Origin of the sequence: Rickettsiella massiliensis 20B, from assembly GCF_000257395.1 — a bacterium.
Lineage (GTDB): Bacteria > Pseudomonadota > Gammaproteobacteria > Diplorickettsiales > Diplorickettsiaceae > Diplorickettsia > Diplorickettsia massiliensis.
This window is the reverse complement of record NZ_AJGC01000001.1, coordinates 301,562-319,151: the sequence shown is the minus strand read 5'-3', so window position 1 is coordinate 319,151 and position 17,590 is coordinate 301,562. Positions and strand designations below refer to the sequence as shown.

Sequence of the window (17,590 nt, the reverse complement as noted above, 5' to 3'; positions counted from 1 at the left end):
TCAAACGGATGTTACCAAGCGCCGGCGAGAATTAAGCGTCTTGGCCAAGTTATGGGGGGGGGGTGTTAAATGATTTGCATCTTTCTATAACCTATTATACTATTTTACGATAAAATTTTATCTTTTAATTTGCTTTCTTTCCCTTTATTTTCTGGTAAACTTAGCCTTTATTATTCAGGGTTAGGGTAAAAAAGCTTTCACGGATGAACCGCTAGAAACGAGTAAAAAAAGGTTTTGATACCACAAGCGGAGTATTTGAAGTGAGTTTCTTGGGTGGTGTAAAAAAAATAATTAAGCCTTTCGTTGATGTTCCGCGCTGGATGGGTTATCAGCACCTCGCTACAACAAGCCGCTCCGTGTTCTACCCTCGTAAAAAAATACTTTACCCCAAATCAATCCCAGCATGCTGAGTCTTTTGAAGAAGCGTTGCAACGACTCAACTTAACGCAGGGTGATTTATTGCAACGTGTTAAACAGTTTCGCCGTCTTATGTGGCTTTGGTTTTTCTTATTTATTTTAACAATAAGTTATAGTTTTTATCTTCTTTCAGAAAATTCCTTGCGTGGTTTTTTTCCAGGCATAGGAATTGCTACGATTACCTTGACTCAAATTTTTCGTTATCATTTTTGGATATTTCAGATTGAGCAACGGCGTTTAGGATGTTCCTTTCGTGACTGGCTTTTTTCACAATTCCTTGTTAAGAAGAAGAAACAATGAAAAAAATATTATCTTTTGTTCTATTTTTTACCTTCCCTTCGTTACTTCTGGCGCAAGGTTCGCCGACCCCCACTGACCTCTCTAAGGATTATCTTTCAACAATTTTTGGTGTCGTCGATGGTGTCTTACATGGAACAGGGAGTGAGATATTGGGTACGATGTTTGGGACCTTTAACTCAATTGTGTTGGTCTTGGCCTCAATGATGTTAAGTTATGTGCTCTTTATTTCCATACTGAATACTTCTCATGAAGGGGAGTTTTTAGGGAAAAAATGGTCTTCGGTGTGGGTGCCGATTCGTACGGTTGCCGGGGTGAGTTTATTACTTCCTAAAGCAACCGGATATTCTTTTGTGCAAATTTTAGTGATGGCGGTTGTCGTGCAAGGTGTCAACGCGGCCGATAAAGTATGGAATGTTGCACTCGATTATATGAACCAGAATGGTACGATTATTGAGCCCATTCAATCGATCCATAGTGATGATAAAAAACAAGACCATAGTTTTTTGGTCGGCAAAGCGGGTTCTATCCTCAAATCCGAAGTGTGTATGTTGGCCTTACAAAATGCGCTGATAACCCAAAATAATACAAACGCGACAGGAGTGGTTGTTCCGAATTTCATGTCGCTCTTGACGATAACCGGAAAAGGCCCGAATGGTGAAAATACTGGACGTCCAATTGACTATACAAAAGATACGGGCGGCTATATAACGTTCCCATCTGGAAATTTGCAAGGGGTTTTTGCACCTTTAAAAGGCGTATGTGGCAGTGTTTCTTGGGATTTTATTAGTAAAAAATCATTGAACTCAACAACCAGTATTGCCGCGAATGATAGTACCAGTACTGGGGTTTGGCAGTTTGCCTTAGGCGTTGAATCCTTAGCGCATTCGATTGCGGATCGATTGGTACCACCTAATCAATCCTCTATCCCACCAGTTAAACTCCAAGTCAGCGATCTTCTAAATGATAATACGCTTATTGATAGTGCAGAAGACTTTTTTACAATTGTTAAGCCAGCGTTGCGTTCATTAAAAGACGATTCTGCGTCAAAATATAAAGACTTTATTAAAGAGGCTAAAGGTTATGGCTGGATACTTGCGGGGAGTTACTATTATCGGATGGCGAGTTTGAATCAACAATTAAGGCAAGCGGATATCAGTGCACTGGATCAAAAAATTACACCCAGTTTTTCTCCAGATTATGCAAATGGACCTTTTAATTCAATGGTTAATCTACCCAATGTACTTCAGAACTTGAAAAATAATTTACCGAATTCAGGTGGGGTGATTGATCAGTACATTACTGAGCAAACCAACAATGCTAAATACATGAATAATCCGCAAGATAGCAATGTAAATATGAACTCACCCTATTCTACAAAAGGGGGCGCTTCGTATAGTGATCGCACTGGAATTATCGCATCTGCTTTCAATCTCGTCGTTCCTGTATGGGGTAAAATGTTTACAATGCAGCAACAAGTTTTTGATGAAATTAATCACAGTAAACTTGATCCGGTTTTTGCTTTAACAAAGGTCGGTAATGATATGATTTCTTCTGCAGAAGATACGTGGTCTAGGTTGATTGGTATTTTTATGACGGCCAGTGCGGTGGCGATTGTCGGAGGCGCTGCGTCTGGTTTTTGGACACCTGCATTGGGTGTTAATATAATGTTATTAATTGTTGAGCTTGTTGTCCTGATAGGCCTTCCTATTGCGGTTTGGTTGGGATCTACTTTTGTATTAGGTTCGGTTTTATCTTATTACATTCCGATGATTCCTTTTCTCCTCTTTGTTTTTGGTGCTATTACCTGGTTTGCTGTAGTGCTCGAAGCGATTCTCGCTGCGCCGCTCGTCGCTTTAGGTATTACTCATCCAGAAGGACATGATCTGATGGGGAAAGCCGAACAATCAATTATGCTGTTATCTAGCGTATTTTTACGCCCCTTACTCATGATCTTTGGTTTTATTTTTGGGATTATTTTGTCATATGTTGGGTTATCGCTTTTCAATAAAGGTTATTCAATTGCTAACCAATTTTTAAATGAGTTTAATGGTGATGTCTTGGGTTTTATTTATCAGCTTGCCATGATGGGTATTTATACGGCGGCGGCTTTAGCAATTATCAATCGTAGTTTTGCGATGATTCATGAAGTGCCGAATAAAGTATTACGTTGGATTGGTGGTCCACAAGACAGCGGTCATGAAGAGGCGATCATGCAATCTATACGCAGTCAGCATGACAGTGATGCAGGTGCTTCATCAAATAAATTGCAACAGCAATTGCCTGATGTTCAAAAATTAGGTAGCCAATTTCGTGCTGGTCGCGAGATGACTTCAGCGGCTTCATCTACTAAAAAAGAGGCGAAGGGTGCTCCAGACTCTGCGTCAGAGGGTGGGGACCAAAGATAGAGCAGAAGATCATTGTTATAGACTATCTGACATTAAATGATATATTTTGTCAAATAGTCTTGACTCAATAAACAAAAAATAACCTATTTTTTTAAAAATAAATTATTTATTAATATAGCAAAGTGTAGAGTACGTAAAGTCTCATCCTAGAACTTAGAAAGTAAGCCTGTGGTGTTAATAGCGAGGAAGAGAAAGCAAGGAAGTGATTACTAAAAAACTTAGATGCAAGATCCGGATATAAATTCTTAGCTGTAAATGTGTGTCGAATACGGTGGATACGACGAGTACCTTGATACAATGAAATATACCAACCTATTAAATAGAGTTTTTTCCTTTTATGTCAAATAAAAATTTAAATTCCGGTGATGAGGTGTATCAAGCACTAAAAAATTATGTACAAAACCTGGATAAGAAAGAAAATAATTCATTTGCTTTTCAGCAAGCGTGTGCTTTTTTACTACTCCTCTGGAATTATTTTGTAATTTATTGCGAGGAGGAAGAGGGAGGTGAAACAACACGCGGGCAAAAATCTGGAAAGAAAATCAAAGAGAAGGATACTTATTTGATAATTGATTATGGAAATTATTTAATTACTTCTGTGGGTGACTATTATGGTAGTTATTCTACTAAACGATTAATCCGCAGCGTGCAAAGAATGATAGAAATGATTGCCGAGAAAGGAATAAAAAAAGTAAGATTTTTAGGAACACCGGTCGCTGAGCGAGTGGCGCAGGAAGCATGTGAAAAATATAACCTACGTTATGATACGCTCCCCAAAAAAGGTATTTATTTAGATGATAAGCGGATTGGGTCTCCTAAGACGAATCCGGATAAAAAATAATCGTCATTTAAATAGATTATTTTCTTGAATCAAAACAATTTTTGTTCTGTCGACTAAAATCTACTCCTTAAAAATAGATTCCACGTTTTTAATACAACCGTTATTGCTTGTTTACAAAAGAATAAAGCAGATTATGAATTGACTGCTTATCTTTAGGTGATTGATCAAACGGTAATTGATAGAGTCATTGAAAAGCCTAGAGAAGGAAATTTTGATCAATCGAAATGTATTAGATATCTTGAAAAGATTAAATAGAGTGAAAGTGGCTTATTTTGAAATAAAAATGAACAAAGTAAATTATTAAAAAATAGAAAAATACATTTTCTATTTTCTATTTTTTAATAATTATTATTTATCGATTTCTTATATCGCTCCTATTTTAAGGGGGCTGCTCGGGTAATACAACAATTTTATTCTCTCGCTGGTTTTTTAGGTCAAAACTTGTGCTTAAAACGATATTGGATGCCCTTGAGGACATACGCTATAATATAATTGATATAGATATTAATATCCAATTAATTTCTGCGCTCATTTCAGACAACGTGCTATTTTGCTAGGGAAAGCGTTGACTTGATCTTTCTCTTGGTTTGCGCGTTTCCCAGTAAATAATTCATAAATAAAATATTTTTAGTTATGTTGATGTAGTGTACATACTTAGCCATAACAATATACTTAACTGAATACATTATGTGTTTAAACCATTTTAATAATAGAGTTAGTTATATATATCTTTATAATCGTTGCAAAAAAGCAACTTAAATCTAAACAATAGATTTAAATTATTATGTCTACACATGTAGATCCTTACGAGGCTAGCGTAGTGATTATTTTTTTGTGGTGGCTTATTACAATAAAATTTAGTTTTAGAGGAATTTAAACTATGCATTGGATAAAAATTGTTACGCAGCGCATACTGTTTTTTATTTTGATTGCCCAAATAAACATTGGGAACGCTGCATTTGAAAATAAGGGTGACATCAAGGATCAAGCGACGATAAAGGAAAAAAATGACAAGACTTCTTCTTCTCTTTCCCAAGAAAAACCACCCTCTATTTTCATAATAGAACGTTACAAAGAAATAAAAACTAAATTACCTTTTGACGATACGCGTGATTTTGCAGAAGCAAAAAAAGGCCTGATTGCAAAACCAACTTATCAGAAAATTATGGCTGATGCCGGTAATGTAGCTTGGGATATGTCAAGTTATCATTTTTGCTGCAAGGGAAAGAGTTAGCCAGCATTCATCCTTCACTTTATCGTTAAGCCATTTTAAATATGGAGTATGGTCTCTATGAAGTCGTTTCCAACCATATTTATCAGATCCGAGGGTTTGATTTGGGGAATATGACTCTGATTAAGGGAAAAAATAGTTGGATTATTATTGATCCATTGACCGCAAAAGAAACCGCACGCGCTGCACTCCAGTTTGCAAATGAAACGCTCGGGAGAAGACCGGTTTCAGTAGTTATTTTTTCTCATTCGCATGTCGATCACTTTGGTGGTGTTCGTGGTGTGGTCGAAGAAGCGGATGTTCAAAGTAAGAAGGTTCAGTTGATTGCTCCAGAAGGTTTTTTGGATGCAGCAATATCTGAAAATGTGTTTACAGGGAATGCCATGTCAAGACGGTCACAATACCAGTATGGTGTCTTGTTGCCGCGTAGTCCATTGGGTCATGTTGATCAAGCGATTGGCAAAAATGTGGCAAATGGTAATACTGGATTATTACAACCGAATCATTCGATTTCGAAGAACTTTGAAGAGTTAACAATAGATGGTGTAAAAATGATTTTTCAGAATACACCGATACCGAAGCCCCCGTTGAGATGAATATCTATTTTACTCAATTTAAGGCTTTTTTTGCAGCAGAAAATGTTACAGGAACAATACATAATATTTATACCTTAAGAGGAGCTGCTGTACGGAATGCGCTCAATGGGTCAAAACAAATTAATCAAGCACTCTATCAGTTTGGTAATCAGGCTGGGGTGATGTTTTCAGCACATACTTGGCTTCGTTGGGGGAATCAACGTATTCAAGAAGTATTACGAACGCAGCGAGATCATACTTGGCTTCGTTGGGGGAATCAACGTATTCAAGAAGTATTACGAACGCAGCGAGATATGTCTGCCAATATGAATAATCAGGTATTACATTATGCAAACCAAGGGGTTACTATTAATGAAATCCAAAATGTCTATCATTCCCCACTCAGTTTACAAAAGCAATGGCGGCACGCAGTTTTTAGGTTATTGGGACGGTAATCCGGCTACGCTCATTCCTTTATCTCCTAGTGAATCAGTCCCACTTTACGTTGAAATGATGGGTGGATCAAAAAAATTCTCTCCAAAAGTAATCAACTCATTGCACAGGGAAAATATCTTGCTGCAACGGAACGATTAAATAAATTAGTGTATGCTGAACCGAAAAATCAGAAGGCTAAAAATCGGTTAGCCGATGCATTTGAACAAATCGGCTATCAACAAGAAAGTACGAGTTTTCGTAATAGTTTCTTGTAAGCCGCTTATGAATTACGAATCGGAATCTCTAAGCGATTGGCACCTAAAACCGCTACGCCGGATGTGATTACTGCAATGCCCACTGGAAATTGGTTGGAATTTTATTGGGGTCAGTGTCGATAGTCAGCGTGTAGAAGGTATGAAATTTATTATTAATCTAATCTTGCCGGATATGCATGAAAAATTTTTGATTGAAATGAGTAAAGCAACCTTAACCAATATAAAAGGATATCAGTCCAATAATCCAGATCTTTCCATTACTGTTAATCGTGCAGACTTGAATCAAATCATGTTGGGACTTAACTTCATTTCCAGAGTTAGAGCAGGCAGGAAAAGCAAAATTTGTGAGAAATTATGCAGTATTTGAAAAATTAAAAAATACTTTAGTCAAATTTACACCCGATTTTGAAATAATGCCCGCAACTTTGAATGCACGTTTAACACGCCCAGTCAAAAAAGTGCTTTTTCTGAGAAGCCTATTCAGAAGGCTAAACCTTTTGAATTTCCGATATCCCCAGAAAAAGAAGATTAAATATTTGAATAAGATGATAAATAACTGATTGACTTTCTAATAAAAAGCCAGTTACCTTTACTTAGAGATAACTGGCATGAGCTTATAAAAAGTTAAAAAGACTACTTATTATTCTATTAGTTTAATTTACATGAAGTAGAAGTAGAGGCCTCGGGTTCCGGCGTCGGTTCAACGATAATTTTTCGTGCTAATTTTGGATTTTTCTTTTCTTCTTTTAGTTTTGCATTGGCTTCTTTAATTTGCTCTTGATATTTGCTCTCAATGGGCAATAGTGGCCGAAGAACTGTGTAATCCTTTTTTCCAGTATTTTTTTGATCACTATCTGTTAACTTGAGCTCTATTTTGACTTCATCTGGATTAATCGCGAGCTGATTTTCTTTGATTACAGAAACCAATGCATTTGTGATCTTTTGTTCATCTGATTCCCTGTCGGCCAATCCAAATCCATTTTCAACAGCGGTAGAGCATACTTTCTGTGCAAAAGAATCTAGTTGAAACGTTTTTAGATAAAACTCAAGAGGTAAGCGCTTTTCAAGTTTATCTAATATCAAATCCTTTAATAAAGTGAAAAACCTATTGACGTCCCTAATACAGTAGGATTTTCTTTTTTTAGGTGAAGACCATATTTTTTAAACTCATTTTCAGCTTCTTCAGCCGCCGTGCAATGAAAAGGCGATATTTTAATTTTAAGCTGATTAAGAAGTGGGCTTGTTTGATAATGGCCGGCACTGATGATTCGATCTTGAGTAGGCTTAATCCATTTAAGATACTCTGCAAAAAGGTCATCACAACTTTTTTCATTGAAAACAAATCCTTCTTCATCTAGATCTTTTTTTACTTTTTCTAATAAATTATTAAAACATTCTTTTTTAATTTGATTGATATCTCCTTCAAATGCTGAAAATAAACGTTGTAATTCATCTCGGGAAATCGTTGGTTTTTCTGCATAATCTTTCCATAATTTGGCTAATCGTTCATTAAATTTTTGTTCAAGGTTGTTCTTTTCGTTAGTAAGGATTTCTTCTCGTTTTTGGTCAGAAATATTAGGAAAAAAAACGCCCTTAGTTTTTTTGCTAACATTGAATGTATCGAGTTCAGTAATATCGTCACAATGATCTTTATTTATTTCTGATGAAATAATTTTAGCAAGACTAGGAAAATTTTTTAGGTGATTGTAATCAAACTGGGATTGACCTTTTCTCTCTTCTGTATCACTTGAATCATAACCACTATCTGGGTTATCTTGAGGGCCAATATCACTTTCTTCAGAATCACTTGCTAATGAATGTTGATTCTGTAGACAAGAAACGTAAGACTCAGTATCTGAGTCGCCATCGGAATCAGTAGAATCACTAAAAGGAGGCTGGTTTTCTGATAAGGTATCTTTATCCATGGTTCCTATTTTTTTTGATTTATAGTTTCCTTCATCATTATCAGTAATAGAAGGTTGATCTGTCAAGGATTGACTTTGTAAGTCAACCTTTGTTGTACCTCTAGATGGTTCTATACTGTGTTCAGTTTGTACTGATTGTTCTTTAGTTTTATTTTTAGATAGATTTTTAAAATCACTTATTATTTTATTTTTTGATTCTATTTCTTGATTTAGTTTCGTTATTTTGTGATTCAAGTTATCTTGATCACGTTTTAATTGATTTTCTAGAGTAGTAATGTTTGTTTCTTGCTCTTCAAGCTTTTCTTTAAGTCGATCAATTTCATCCTTTTTATCTTGAAGAGCTTGCTGAAAAGTATCTTTTGCTGTGGTTAGTGTTTTAATAATTTCTTTTTGCTGTTGATCATCTGTTTTGAGTGTATCAATTTCGTGATCTTTATCCTGAAGAGCTTGTTGGTGGGCATTATTTTCTTCTTTAAGCTTGGTTTCTAGCTCTTCTACTTGATTTGTTAACGCAGTTATTTTCTGATTAGAGTCCTCTTTGTTTTTTGTTAATTGAGCGTTTAATTCGTTTAATTGTTTAATCGTTTCTTCTTGTTGTTTGTGCGCTTGATTGAGTGTATCAATTTCATCCTTTTTATCTTTAAGAGCTTGCTTATGGTCATTATTTTTTTCTTCAAGCTCGGTTTTTAGCTCTTCTACTTGTTGAGATATATTTTTTTGATTTTTTTCAGCTTCTTGTAGTTGATTTTTTAACGCAGTTATTTTCTGATTAGAGTCCTCTTTGTTTTCTGTTAATTGAGCGTTTAATTCGTTTAATTGTTTAATCGTTTCTTCTTGTTGTTTGTGCGCTTGATTGAGTGTATCAATTTCGTCCTCTTTATCCTGAAGTGTTTGTTGATCAGTTTTTATTTCTTCTAAGACTTCTAAGTCGTCAGATTGATCTATGCTTTCTTGGAATTGCTTATAAAGCTGAGTTTTTTCATTCATTTGATTAAGCTCATTAATTGCTCTTTGAAGAGAATTAGAAGCTTTATCTATATTTGTAACGAATATTTTATGTTTATCATTTATTTCTGTAATAGTGAGTTTCAATTTTTTGGTAAGATCACTCAATTTTGTACGAGAATTAGATTTATTTACAATAAAATCGGGTGTTTCTTCTTTAGTAAAAGATTCTTCCGTTAAACTTTTATTTCCTTGATCTATTGTTCTTTTTTCAAAAGAGGCAGCAGATGAAGCGTCTGTAGTTTCTGATTGATCATTCTTTTCTATAGATTCGCTTTCACTCAATAATGGAGCTAGATTTAAATTAGCTTCTACAGATAAATCTGGTTTTATTGGTCCATTGTTAACTAGATTAGCTCTTCTTGGAATAGCTTTTTTTTCCTTGTTTTCTAATAAACTTTGCTTAAATTCGTCAGAATTAGCTATTTCTTCGCACTGGGTTTTCTTTTCATTAATTAATAAGCAAATTTTGTGCAATACTAAGATATAAGGATCTTTTTTTGGTTGCGTAGTCGTATCTTGAATACTTTTAAGCAAGCTAGGAACTCGAATTTCTGGCGGAATTTTGGTTAGCTTTCCTTTTGAGGAATAACTCCATTGCTGATCGTTTCCTGGTTCCCAACCAGTATTTTCTAAAACCCATTCAAGAATAGCTTTGCGTTGTTGATTCGCTGTATTAGATGCATGGAGTCTTTGACTTCCAGAAGGGATCTTTTTTTTAAATAATTCAAAAAATTTATTTGTTGAAGTTTTATGAGGGTCTTGAATATTTTTTTTAAAAAAACTTACCTCTTTCTGAGGTAGGTCAGGCAATAAACAAATAATTTGGCTAATTTTTCTATAAAAACTTGGTTTTAGTTTTTTCAAATTTTCTTGAATATCCTTTAATATCATTCCAACGCTAATATTAGGCATCGTAATCTAAAACCTCGATTATTATTTTTCTTATCTATTCTATTCTAAATGAATACGCTTAAAAGATCATTAATATTTATTTAAGCTAAATTTAATGATGATTTTATTTATGAATGAAGGGAGGTCATGGTCGAAGCCATGACCCGTGATTGAGTGAGTAACGGGAGTTGTTTAGTAAGAAAAAAGAGGATGAAGCTGTCCAGCTTAGATGCCTGGTAAGGCGAAGCTATGGGCTAACTGTACTTTAATCATCGGTAAATCAGAGGCTAATATGATCTTAAATTATGTTTAAAAAGAATGATTTACTTAATAAAATAAGTAAAAAACTGAAAGTCTGAATAGATTACATTAATATACGCGCCGTAAAGCAAACTCGGCAAGAGACGCTAAAGCGTCTCGATAACGTGACGGAGAGAGGATGTTTAGATAGGTTTTGGCTTCAGTAACCGCTTGCTGAGCGCATTGATGCGTATAGTCCAGTGCCCTAGTCGTATTGAGGAGATCAATAATTACGTCTAGTGACTCGCGTTTCCCGTGGGAAATCGCTTCGCGAATGACTTTTTTTTGCGAGGATGAACCGTGTTGTAGCGCATAAATCAGTGGCAAGGTCATTTTTCCATCCGCGAGATCGTCCCCCCTGGCTTTACCCATTTGTGATGCGGCACCTTGATAATCGAGCGCATCGTCGATCAGTTGAAAGGCAATTCCGAGCTTTAAACCATAGGCCGTCATTGCTTGGATAGTCGTTGCGGCGCTGTTGGCCAATACGGCGGGTTGTCCCGCTGCAATGGCAAAAAGCACCCCGGTTTTACCTTCAATAATTTGTAAATAGGTGGCTTCGTTCAGGCTCGGATCGTGGCGGTGAACCAGTTGGCGAATTTCAGCCTGCGAAAGTGCGTTTGTGGCCTCAGCTAATGCACTTAATACCGACAAATGATTGACTCGGACCATTAATTGAAACGCACGGGAATAGAGAAAATCACCAACAAGAATACTCGCTGAGTTGCCCCATAACGCATTGGCGGTGGCTTGACCACGACGTAACGTAGAGTCGTCAATAACGTCATCATGAAGTAAGGTTGCACTATGAATGAGTTCTAATGTCGCGGCCAGCTCTAGATGGGATCGACCTGGATAGCTCAAAGCGGCCCACTGAGCAGGACAATAAGTGGCCGTAAACGTTTGCCACCACTTTGGACGAGGTGGTTAGCCAGCTGTGGAATTAATGCGATTTCAGAGTGTAGAGACTGCGTAATCAACTGATCCACTTGATCGAGATCCGGTTGAATTAAGTCTAAAAATGGCGTTAAATCCATAGAAATATTCAGGTCGAGGTTAGACAGCGAATCCTAAGGGGCGTATACGTGTTCTGTCAAGCGCTTCACCTTTATTGCATCTTATCCACACCGGCCGTATAATGCCCGGCACGAGGGTGATGCCTCATAAAACGGTCTGAATAAAGCGCCTTTTCGCTTTAAGCTAAAAAAGCCTTTTTCCTGAACTTAGGTAGATTGATCTTAGTTTTGGGTATCTATTTGCTCAAATACGACACATCACTCACACTTTATCTATTCTCGCTTTACCCAAGTGTGGAAAGCTGATTAACCGAGAGAATGACTATGCGACACTATGAAATTGTAGTTTTAATCCATCCTGACCAAAGTGACCAAGTCCCAGCGATGGTTCAACGGTATACCTCTGTTGTTAAGAACAGCGGTGGTACGGTTCATCGTCTAGAAGATTGGGGGCGTCGTCAATTGGCTTACCCAATTAAAAAACTGCTCAAAGCCCACTATATTTTGATGAATATTCAGTGTGTGAAAGATGCGTTACTTGAATTGACCGAAAGCTTTCGTTTTAACGACGCGGTATTGCGTCATCTGACGACGCAGTGTTCCCGTGCCTTTACCGAGCCTTCTCCTTTGGCTAAAGCAAAAGAAGGCCAGTATGCTGATAATAAACGTGATTCAGCGCGCAATGTGCGTACTGAAGAGCCAGCATTAGAAAATCCAGCCGAAGGTGGTTGAGAATAACGGGCTTTTCCCACTTAAAGAATTTTTTTATTTTTCAAGGTGTTTTATGAGTAACTATAGTAATAATTACAGTAATCGACGTCGCAAATACTGCCGTTTTTCAGCAGAAGGGATGACCGAAATCGACTATAAAGATATTAATTTATTAAAAAATTATCTGACAGAAACCGCAAATATTGTCCCAAGTCGGATTACAGGAACCAAAGCACGTTATCAACGGAAGCTGACCCAGGCGATCAAGCGTGCGCGCTTTCTTGCACTAATTCCTTACTGTGATAAACATCAGTATTTGGTTTAGAAAGGTAGTATCGGTTTAATGAATACCATAAAGGGGCTTTTTCAAAAAGCGGCTCACTACGTGATGCAGGGTCGGCAACAGGCTGTGATTGCGGGGTTATTATTTACAATCATTCCCCTTTTTGGTTGGGTCAGTAATGTCATTATTGCGTTGGTTACGCTGCGTAAAGGACCTAAAGAAGGGTTAATCACGTTACTGTGGATTAGTTTACCAATCGTTGTCGTTGCCGGCGTGGTCAATCCTTGGATTGCGTTGTATAACCTCGGCGGCGGAAGTGTTTTAACTTACCTGTTTGCTTATGTGTTATGGCAAACCCAGAGTTGGAAACTTACCTTAGAAGTCGGTTTAATTTTAGGATTATTGTTAGTCGGACTTTTGCATGTTTGGCTGCCCGATGTCAGTGCTTTTTGGATCGCACGGTTAGCGCATTATGTGCCGATGATGAAGGATCAATTTGGGATGACTCTTAATGAAAACCAGATTCGTCTTTTTAGTCATTATGGTAGTGGTTTGCAATATAGTTTTTTCTGGACCTCGGCTTTACTGAATCTAGTGATGGCGAGGGCCGTGCATTCTTTCCTCTATCAACCTGGACAATGTGCGACCGAGTTGAAAACGATTCAGCTTAGTCCATGGAGTGCTTTTTTATTATGCGGGTTGGCTATCGCGAGTTTTCAAAAAGTGGTGATTGCAAAGGATATGTTGCCAATCGTTGGTTTAACTTTTGTCTTTGCTGGGTTGAGTCTTTTTCATGCCTGGGCTGGAGTACGCTGGCGTTTATCAAAGGCCGCTTTTATTTTATTTTATCTGTTGTTGGTTATTTTCTTTTTTTTTAACTTAAGGGAGCGGGCTTTATTTAAAAAGAATAAATAATTAGACGATCAATCAGGCAAGCTTATTTTTCGAATTGACTACAAACTTTAGAGGTAATTTCATGGCACAGGTTATATTATTAGAAAAAATACATTCTTTAGGTGAGATGGGCAAACAAGTCACTGTGGCAAATGGTTATGCACGAAATTACTTAATCCCTTATGGGAAAGCAGTGATTGCTAACCCACAAACCATTGCTGAATTTGAAGCACGACGCGCCGAACTCGAAAAAATTGCGCAAGAAAAATTAGCGGCTGCGCAAGCGCGAAGCGAAAAATTAGCGGCGTTAACCTTGACGCTAACCGTTAAAGCGGCAGATGAAGGACGCTTATACGGATACCGCATGGCCCGATTCGGCAGCTAGGCGAGCATGAAGTCGCGTTGCAGTTGCATAGCGATGTGATTGTTCAGCTTAAACTAAATTTAGTTCCTGAAGCGTAAAAAAAGAAATCGCGCGATAATACGCACGCGATCGATCATTATTCATTACGTGAGCCGTTGCTTTTACGCTTGTATTCCAAGAAAAAAGTGACGGTTTCTTCTTTCTGATTTACAGTAGTTGACCGTGTTGACTAACTTAAGGCTTTTCTTCGTATGCAAAAAAACGGATGATCTGAAGCGCCCACCGCATTCACTCGAAGCAGAACAGTCTGTCTTAGGTGGTCTTATGTTGGATAATCAAGCCTGGGATAAGGTTGCCGATCAACTCAAAGAAAAAGATTTTTATTTGCCGGCTCATCGCGCTCTTTTTCGAGCGATTGCCAGCCTTGCGAATCAGGCACGACCGTTTGATGTCGTAACGTTAACCGATGCACTGAAAAGTAATCAACAGCTCGGTGAAATCGAAGGTGGCGAAGTTTATCTTTATGAATTGGCACGCAATACACCGAGTGCGGCCAATATTGCGGCCTATGCGGAGATCGTTCGCGAACGTTCAGTCTTACGTCAATTGATTGGCATTGCCACCGAAATTACTGAAAATGCTTTTTCTCCCTCTGGCCGTTCAATTGGTGAGCTGGTCGATGAAGCCGAACGTAAAGTCTTTCAAATTAGTGATCTAGGTGAACGTGGCAGTGGTCCGATTCGGATTAGTGATTACTTAGCGAAAGCAGACTTATTATTTCACTCCGATCAAACCATTACTGGACTTTCAACCGCCTATAAAGATTTAGATGAAATGACCTCCGGTCTGCAACCCTCTGATTTGGTCATCGTAGCGGGCCGACCTTCGATGGGTAAAACGACGTTTGCGATGAATATCGCTGAGCATGCCGCGATTCAAGGGACAAAACCCGTACTGATTTTTAGTATGGAAATGCCCGGACAAGCCTTAGCGATGCGGATGATGTCATCCCTCGGCCGTATTGATCAACACCGCATTCGAACGGGAAAACTCACCGACGAAGATTGGCCACGCGTCACTTCGGCGGTGAGTATGCTTTCTGAAGCAAAGATGTTTATTGACGACACCCCAGCCTTAAGTCCTGGGGAAGTGCGCGCGCGCGCGCGTCGTTTAGCTAAAGAACAGGGTGCGCTGGGTTTAATCGTGATTGATTATCTTCAGTTGATGCAAGTGCATGGTTCTAAAGAAAATCGCACCACTGAAATTTCAGAAATATCACGTTCCTTAAAATCGTTAGCGAAAGAATTAGATGTGCCGATTATTGCGTTCTCAGCTGAACCGGAGTTTAGAGCAACGTGCCGATAAACGACCGGTGATGTCTGATTTACGAGATTCGGGTGCGATAGAACAAGACGCCGATCTCATTATTTTTATTTATCGTGACGAAGTGTATAACGAAGCGAGTCCGGATAAAGGCAGCGCTGAAATTATCATTGCCAAGCAACGAAATGGCCCGACGGGTAAAGTGCGTTTGACATTCTTAGGTAGCTTTACGCGCTTTGAAAACTTTGCGCCGCAGCGTTATCATGCTGAGAACTATGCATGAGCCGTCCTCTTGTTATTGAATTGGATCGGCACGCGCTGCGTCAAAATGTACAACGTTTACGAAGCATTGCGCCGCACTCCAAACTATTAGCGATGGTCAAGGCGAATGCGTATGGTCATGGTTTGATTTTAATTGCGCAGGCTTTAGAACCACTTGTTGACGGGTTCGGTGTTTCTTGTACAGAGGAAGCGTTGTTACTTCGTCAAGCGGGCATACGGCAGCGGATTGTTTTAATGGAAGGTTTACTCGCCGCCGATGAGCGTACATTTTTGGCCGCGTATCAACTCGAAACCGTCGTCCATGATTGCCATCAATTAAAATTGTTGACCGCACAGCGTCTTGTACATCCGGTTAAGGTTTGGCTAAAAATGAATACCGGAATGAATCGTTTAGGATTTTCTCTCCAGGAATTTCCTGAAGTTTGGCGACAGTGTCAAGCGTGTTCTTGGTTAGAAGTGGCGGTCCTTATGACACATTTTGCCTCATCCGATGAACGACATGTCCCCACCACCGCACACCAATTGGCTTTGTTTGAGCGTGCGACCCAGAATTTGGCAGTCGAAAAAAGCATCGCCAATTCCGCTGCGATTTTAGAATGGCCACAGACCCATCAAGACTGGATACGTCCGGGTCTTGCGTTGTATGGAGTTTCGCCGTTCGCCGATCGAATTGGATCCGATTATGGCTTAAAACCGGTGATGCAGCTCAACTCCCAAATAATCAGCATTCATCCCTTGCAGCGTGGCGAAAAAGTCGGTTACGGTGGTGTTTGGCGGAACCCACGCGATACCCGGGTGGGTGTAGTGGCGATGGGTTATGGTGATGGTTACCCACGGTGTGCGCCGAATGGCACACCCGTTTATGTCAATCATCAGTGTGCTCCACTTGTCGGTCGGGTCTCGATGGATATGCTAACCGTGGATTTAAGTCATCAACCCCAGGCGCAGCACGGTGATCCCGTTTGTTTATGGGGACACGAACTACCTATTGAAACGGTTGCGCGCCATGCCGGGGCATTTTCTTATGAATTATTGTGTGGTATTAATCGCGGGCAACTTGTTCGTATGCACATTGAGGAAAAAAAATGAAGTCAAAAATAGGAATCAAGCAGGGATTACTCGGGTTACTGATTTTGATGTTAACGGCGTGTACAAGCTTTCAGGGAGTACTTCAATCTTCTTCTCAAGAACCACCACGCTTTGTTGATGCGGATTTAGCACCGTTTATGGCGACGCAAGATTATGTTACCCTAGAAAAAGCAATCACGACCGCGGCACCGAAACAGCAGATTCAATGGTCTGGATCGAAAATCGGTGTAAAATTTCAATTTATTAGCCGTTTTGTGAATGCCGCCGGGCAAGGTTGTCGAGACTATCAGCTGATTGTGCAGCACGGTTTTGGACGACGTAATCAATTTGCACGAACCGTTTGTCGAGATCAGCAAGGGCTTTGGCAGCCACACTTAAGTGAGCGACCTCAGGTGGAACGGCAAGGCGATGACGTTAAATCTTCCGATACGAGCACTGAGTTTTCATAGAAAGCTTGATCAGTCAGGATCGCATTTAACGGCACATCTCCTATATGGCGGGTAAAGACGGTTTCTTGCCACGCATACGCGACGCCTAAGAGAAAAGGTTTTTTGGGGCGTGGTGATGTTTGCAAAAAATGAAAGCATCGATCGTAATAACCGCCACCTGTACCGAGGCGATCGCCTTGTATAGTAAAACCTAAGACCGGAACAATCACTAAATCAAGATTCTGCGGTGCAATGACGTGTTCGCGGAGAATAGAGGGCTCTGGAATGCTTTGTGCATTTTTGTTGAGAGGCCTATTCGGTAAATGCTTCATAAAAATTAATTCTTTGGCTTGTACAACGGGCAAATAACACAATTTATTTTGTTGCCAAATGATTTCAATCAGTGTCTTTAGATCAATTTCCCTTTGTATGGCGGCATACGTAGCAATGCGATAACTGGTTCGGAACAACGGATGTTGTGCCAATGCCGAGACAATCGATTGTGAAGCCGTTTGTTGTGCTTGAGCACTCAGTGAAGCACGCCGTTGGCGTAGTTGGGTACGCAGACTCAGTCGTGAGTTCATGGTAAAAGAGACC

At 39.1% G+C, this 17,590-nt stretch carries 19 protein-coding genes and 2 pseudogenes; 16 read left to right on the top strand and 5 right to left on the bottom strand.

What is annotated here, in order from left to right:
* Positions 1–306: 306 nt before the first annotated feature.
* From icmV to S3O_RS17890, 8 genes and pseudogenes are all read left to right on the top strand, one after another.
* Positions 307–717: a type IVB secretion system protein IcmV gene (gene icmV / locus S3O_RS0101845; protein WP_010597348.1), complete on the top strand. Its 411-nt coding sequence runs from the start codon at positions 307–309 to the stop codon at positions 715–717.
* On the top strand, positions 714–3,122 hold the full coding sequence (gene dotA / locus S3O_RS0101840; protein WP_010597347.1) for a type IVB secretion system protein DotA: 2,409 nt from the start codon (positions 714–716) through the stop codon (positions 3,120–3,122). The genes icmV and dotA overlap by 4 nt, the downstream gene beginning before the upstream one ends.
* Positions 3,123–3,459: 337 nt before the next feature.
* Positions 3,460–3,963: a hypothetical protein gene (locus S3O_RS0101835; protein WP_010597346.1), complete on the top strand. Its 504-nt coding sequence runs from the start codon at positions 3,460–3,462 to the stop codon at positions 3,961–3,963.
* Between the two features lie 880 nt (positions 3,964–4,843).
* Positions 4,844–5,197 carry a hypothetical protein gene (locus tag S3O_RS17915; RefSeq protein ID WP_029463597.1) on the top strand — a complete coding sequence of 118 codons (354 nt, stop codon included), beginning with the start codon at positions 4,844–4,846 and terminating at the stop codon, positions 5,195–5,197.
* Positions 5,198–5,238: 41 nt separating this feature from the next.
* Complete coding sequence (locus S3O_RS17910; protein ID WP_029463596.1) at positions 5,239–5,790, top strand: MBL fold metallo-hydrolase; 552 nt, start codon at positions 5,239–5,241, stop codon at positions 5,788–5,790.
* The gene (locus S3O_RS17905) at positions 5,787–6,224 is read left to right on the top strand and encodes a hypothetical protein (RefSeq protein WP_029463595.1); all 438 of its coding nucleotides are present in this window, start codon (positions 5,787–5,789) and stop codon (positions 6,222–6,224) included. The genes S3O_RS17910 and S3O_RS17905 overlap by 4 nt, the downstream gene beginning before the upstream one ends.
* A pseudogene (locus S3O_RS20255) lies at positions 6,118–6,479 on the top strand (alkyl sulfatase dimerization domain-containing protein). Before S3O_RS17905 ends, S3O_RS20255 begins: the two are co-directional and overlap by 107 nt.
* A 70-nt stretch (positions 6,480–6,549) precedes the next feature.
* Positions 6,550–6,846 (top strand): alkyl sulfatase C-terminal domain-containing protein, encoded by a 297-nt coding sequence (locus S3O_RS17890; RefSeq protein WP_202798013.1) that lies wholly within the window; start codon positions 6,550–6,552, stop codon positions 6,844–6,846.
* Between the two features lie 281 nt (positions 6,847–7,127).
* On the opposite strand, the gene S3O_RS0101805 is transcribed toward S3O_RS17890, so the two are convergent.
* From S3O_RS0101805 to S3O_RS18505, 4 genes are all read right to left on the bottom strand, one after another.
* On the bottom strand, positions 7,128–7,562 hold the full coding sequence (locus S3O_RS0101805; RefSeq protein WP_010597344.1) for a hypothetical protein: 435 nt from the start codon (positions 7,560–7,562) through the stop codon (positions 7,128–7,130).
* A gap of 5 nt (positions 7,563–7,567) precedes the next feature.
* Positions 7,568–10,324, bottom strand: a complete 2,757-nt coding sequence (locus S3O_RS0101800; protein ID WP_010597343.1) for a CCDC158 family protein — start codon at positions 10,322–10,324, stop codon at positions 7,568–7,570.
* A gap of 348 nt (positions 10,325–10,672) precedes the next feature.
* On the bottom strand, positions 10,673–11,467 hold the full coding sequence (locus tag S3O_RS0101795; protein WP_010597342.1) for a polyprenyl synthetase family protein: 795 nt from the start codon (positions 11,465–11,467) through the stop codon (positions 10,673–10,675).
* A complete protein-coding gene (locus S3O_RS18505; protein WP_010597341.1) occupies positions 11,464–11,640 on the bottom strand; it encodes a hypothetical protein in 177 nt (58 codons plus the stop codon). Before S3O_RS18505 ends, S3O_RS0101795 begins: the two co-directional genes overlap by 4 nt.
* A 303-nt stretch (positions 11,641–11,943) precedes the next feature.
* On the opposite strand from S3O_RS18505, the gene rpsF reads away from it, so the two are divergent.
* The 8 genes and pseudogenes from rpsF (at position 11,944) to S3O_RS0101755 (ending at position 17,014) form a co-directional block, all read left to right on the top strand.
* Positions 11,944–12,351 carry a 30S ribosomal protein S6 gene (gene rpsF / locus S3O_RS0101785; protein WP_010597340.1) on the top strand — a complete coding sequence of 136 codons (408 nt, stop codon included), beginning with the start codon at positions 11,944–11,946 and terminating at the stop codon, positions 12,349–12,351.
* Between the two features lie 52 nt (positions 12,352–12,403).
* Complete coding sequence (rpsR, locus tag S3O_RS0101780; RefSeq protein WP_029463594.1) at positions 12,404–12,655, top strand: 30S ribosomal protein S18; 252 nt, start codon at positions 12,404–12,406, stop codon at positions 12,653–12,655.
* An 18-nt stretch (positions 12,656–12,673) separates the two neighbouring features.
* The gene (locus tag S3O_RS0101775) at positions 12,674–13,528 is read left to right on the top strand and encodes a hypothetical protein (RefSeq protein ID WP_010597338.1); all 855 of its coding nucleotides are present in this window, start codon (positions 12,674–12,676) and stop codon (positions 13,526–13,528) included.
* Positions 13,529–13,589: 61 nt separating this feature from the next.
* Positions 13,590–13,892, top strand: a complete 303-nt coding sequence (rplI, locus tag S3O_RS13205; RefSeq protein ID WP_010597337.1) for a 50S ribosomal protein L9 — start codon at positions 13,590–13,592, stop codon at positions 13,890–13,892.
* Positions 13,859–13,969, top strand: a complete 111-nt coding sequence (locus S3O_RS20615; RefSeq protein ID WP_456238848.1) for a 50S ribosomal L9 C-terminal domain-containing protein — start codon at positions 13,859–13,861, stop codon at positions 13,967–13,969. Before rplI ends, S3O_RS20615 begins: the two co-directional genes overlap by 34 nt.
* Before the next feature lie 127 nt (positions 13,970–14,096).
* Positions 14,097–15,477: pseudogene (dnaB, locus tag S3O_RS13200) on the top strand (replicative DNA helicase).
* On the top strand, positions 15,474–16,565 hold the full coding sequence (gene alr, locus S3O_RS0101760) for an alanine racemase (RefSeq protein ID WP_010597334.1): 1,092 nt from the start codon (positions 15,474–15,476) through the stop codon (positions 16,563–16,565). The pseudogene dnaB and the gene alr overlap by 4 nt, the downstream one beginning before the upstream one ends.
* On the top strand, positions 16,562–17,014 hold the full coding sequence (locus S3O_RS0101755) for a hypothetical protein (RefSeq protein WP_029463593.1): 453 nt from the start codon (positions 16,562–16,564) through the stop codon (positions 17,012–17,014). Before alr ends, S3O_RS0101755 begins: the two co-directional genes overlap by 4 nt.
* Here S3O_RS0101755 and S3O_RS10585 read toward each other — a convergent pair.
* Complete coding sequence (locus S3O_RS10585) at positions 16,954–17,577, bottom strand: 5-formyltetrahydrofolate cyclo-ligase (protein WP_010597332.1); 624 nt, start codon at positions 17,575–17,577, stop codon at positions 16,954–16,956. The two genes, S3O_RS0101755 and S3O_RS10585, sit on opposite strands and share 61 nt — an antisense overlap.
* Positions 17,578–17,590 lie beyond the last annotated feature (13 nt).